Below are 3,347 nucleotides of genomic sequence, written 5' to 3'. Positions count from 1 at the left end.
ACAGGCCTCCGGCGCCGGAGAGCATCATAGCCGTCGACCGGCGACCAGCGATGCACTAACAATCAACCTGGACCACTCGGTTGGGGCAGCTCAGTCGGGTGGTTCGAGGCCACAACAACAACCACCCGCACTCAGGACTGAAGATGCGCTCGCCTCGCGAGTTCATCGAAGCTCAAACCGCAACTGCCTGAGTGTCCGGCGAAACGGGGGCCAGACCGGGCGAAAGCCCCCTTTTTGACGTGTTCAGTCCCGGCATCTGGTGGATTGTGTCGAGGATGAATCGATCCGGCTCTGATGTCCAGATTTTGCAGATGTATTCGTAGGGCGTGAGGCCGCTGAGGGTCTTGAGCCGGCGCGCGAAGTTGTATGCTGCGACGAAGTCCGAGAGGTGCGTTCGCAGCTGATCATGGCTGTCGTAGTGGAAGCGTTTTACGGTGGCCTCCTTGATCGTGCGGTTCATCCGTTCGACCTGTCCGTTGGTCCAAGGATGGTTGGGTTTGGTAAGCCGGTGCTCGATCCCATTTGCCTCACAGATCATGTCAAAGCGCATCGGACGTGAATACGCGGTGTTGCGGTTGCGGGGCTGCTCGGCGAACTGAATGCCGTTGTCGGTTAGAATGGTTTGGACCTGATATGGCACGGCTTCGAGCATGTGTTGCAGGAACTCCCAGGCCGTCTTTCCGTCCGCCTTCTCGACGAGCTGGGTTACGGCAAACTTGCTCGTGCGGTCGATGCCGACGAGCAAGAACAGCTTTCCTTCAGCAGTCTGCACCTCGGCAATGTCGATGTGGAAGAAGCCGATAGGGTAGCGTTTGAACTTCGACCGCTTCGGCTTGTCGCCCCGACGTCAGGCAGGCGCGAGATGCCATGTCGCTATAGACAGCGGTGCAGTGCTGAGCGTGTCAGGTGCGGGATAGACGGCTGGAGGGCATAGAGACAGTCATCAAGCGGTAGCAGCGTATGGCGCCGAAATGCGACGACGGCCGCCTCCTCAGCCTCTGTGAGGACCGTCGAACGTGGATCCTTTGGGCCGGTCTTAAGATCATCGACCGTCTGCCGTTTGCGCCACTTCGCAACCGTTTTGGGATTGATCCCGAGCTCCCGGCTCAACGTCGCGAGCGAAGCTTGCGATCGCTGTATTGCTGCTCTGACGGCGTACGTGGTCGTGGCGCTTCAGTGACGAACTTGTCCCATAGGGCATCCTTCCATTCCTTCGAAAGGATCACACCATCAAACCGTGGGATCCAACACCTAGCGCACTCGGAGTAGGAGCGATTTCAAGACCGGTGGAAGCCCTTTGCCTCCACCTGGGGGCTTGAGTCGAGATCAAGGCGGCCCGCCGCGCCGTATAGGTCTTTCTGAGCAGCCGAATACATGCCACAAAGGCACAACTACGGTATGCAACTGCGTCTTTGCCGGGCGACCAAGTAAAGGAGTAAAGCCTTGCAAACCTTTGAACCCTCCACGGAGATGGACCTTTTACTAGTGTCCGGAGCTCGTCCGCCCCTTCTGGAAAAAACATTGAAAAGTTTTTCAAGTAATGTCTTAAGTAATTTCCGGCTGACCAACATCTTCGCGAACATCGACAGATTTCAAGGCGGGGAGAACGAGGTGTCTCAAGCTGAGGAGATCGTTCTCGGCTTTTTCCCGAATGCGGTTATTCGCAAGCCCGCGGCGCCATCATTTACTAATTCTGTGAGCTGGTTGTGGCAATCAGTTCGCTCCCCCTTCTGCCTTCATTTGGAAGACGATTGGATCGCAGAATCCCAAATCACGGAGGACATGGTCCTACCATATTTTTCGACCGAGGTCCGTCAGGTTTCTATTCTGACTCGAGAGAAGAATTGGTCGCCTCAGATCCCCTTTCACTGCAAGTGGAGGCGACACAAGTTTCTTGGTTTCAACTTTGGACGTGAATATCTTGACGACGAGCCAGTATTCACAACCAGCCCCTCATTTCTCGAGCGAGAGTTTGCAGCTGCATGCGGGTCTATGATGGACATGTCACTAGATCCAGAAAAGCAGCTATACGATGGGAGAAATGTTAAACTCCAGAATTTCACTAGAAATTTTCGCAACAGGATTATCTCTAAAAACGGGAAATTCTTGATTAAAGATATTGGCCGCGCCTTCAGGGAAGAGAGCGGCCTCACAAAGAAAACAGTTAAGGGCAAAAGTTATTGGGTCAAAAATTGACTATTGCAACTCTTTTCATAGCTGAGCCCACACCATGAATGTCTTCAAGCGGTTCCTTATCAGGACAATTGCGCGCATGATCAGCAATGAACCGAAAGAACTGATAAGGCTACTTCAATCCCATGAAGTATCAAGTGTAGGCTTCGATACAAAGTGCGGCCCTATTTTTGTCCCAACGAACTCCCGCTCTATCATCGAGAGCTTCATCAGGGGGCATTTTTACGGTTCTGAAATTATAGAGAACTTTCTGAGCTTTAAGACAGAGTCCAGCAGGATTGTAAACGTTGGCGCGAATGTCGGCACGACCGCCAGAAGCATTGCCCACTCAGGGAAGTATCAGAGGGTAGATTGCTTTGAGCCTCACCCGCAGAACTTCTCTCTGCTAGAGGTGAACCTTCTGGGCTATGAGAGCGTGTTGGCGCATATGGCGGCGGTGGGAAGTGAGGAGGGCAAACTTCCTCTCAATATTAACCCAATGAGTGTTGGCAGGCATTCGTTTAAAACTGATTTTGGTCAAGGATTCATCAACGTTCCCGTTGTAAGTCTCGATGATTTCCTGGAGGGGGATGAGCCATTTGACCTATTCATAGATGTCGAGGGATGGGAGATCGAAGTTCTTCATGGTGGGAAGAACAGTCTCGGTAGATGCAACTTGTGCGCGATTGAGTGGAATGCTCAATCTCATACGATTGAAGAGCGAAATGCGATGATAGACTTACTCCGCCGATCTGGCTTTAGCAGGGCGGTTAATTTGAGTGATCCGGAAAAAGATCTTCAGATCGGAGACATGGCAAAGCCTCTGAAACAGCTTGACATAGTATTGATTCGGGATGGACGGTTGTCGACTTACAGGTAGTCTTGGGCTCTGTTGCGCAAATGGGATGACGGCCGATTTTTCCCTTTCCCCGGACGAACTTTTCCAATACGTCCATGAAATGCATGCTGATCGCTGTGTAGCCTTTGAGCACAGCGATAGCCGCGGTTCATGATTGACGCGGCGAATAGCAGCTTTCCGCCCATTTTGACTGGTCCACCGTACGCGGCATGCTGCCGGTTTCTCTGAAATGCCCCCTCTGAAGTGGTCCGCCCACTGGGATAGAATGATCCCGTCATGGAGAGGACCAGAGAATGGCTGGGAAGCGAGAGAAGCC

Annotated in this window: 2 protein-coding genes and 1 pseudogene; 2 read left to right on the top strand and 1 reads right to left on the bottom strand. The window is 52.8% G+C overall.

Features of this window, described 5'->3' with window-relative positions:
- Positions 1 to 172: 172 nt before the first annotated feature.
- Positions 173 to 1,140 (bottom strand): annotated as a pseudogene (locus BUB76_RS17235) (IS481 family transposase).
- Positions 1,141 to 1,443: 303 nt separating this feature from the next.
- On the opposite strand from BUB76_RS17235, the gene BUB76_RS17770 reads away from it, so the two are divergent.
- Complete coding sequence (locus tag BUB76_RS17770; RefSeq protein ID WP_139250923.1) at positions 1,444 to 2,196, top strand: hypothetical protein; 753 nt, start codon at positions 1,444 to 1,446, stop codon at positions 2,194 to 2,196.
- Positions 2,197 to 2,272: 76 nt separating this feature from the next.
- A complete protein-coding gene (locus BUB76_RS17230) occupies positions 2,273 to 3,052 on the top strand; it encodes an FkbM family methyltransferase (RefSeq protein WP_175550339.1) in 780 nt (259 codons plus the stop codon).
- The last annotated feature ends 295 nt before the right edge of the window (positions 3,053 to 3,347 follow it).

This window comes from Palleronia salina (assembly GCF_900141995.1).
Taxonomy (GTDB): Bacteria; Pseudomonadota; Alphaproteobacteria; order Rhodobacterales; family Rhodobacteraceae; genus Palleronia; species Palleronia salina.
Note: the sequence above shows the minus strand (reverse complement) of the source record. Positions and strands in the feature narration are given on the sequence as shown.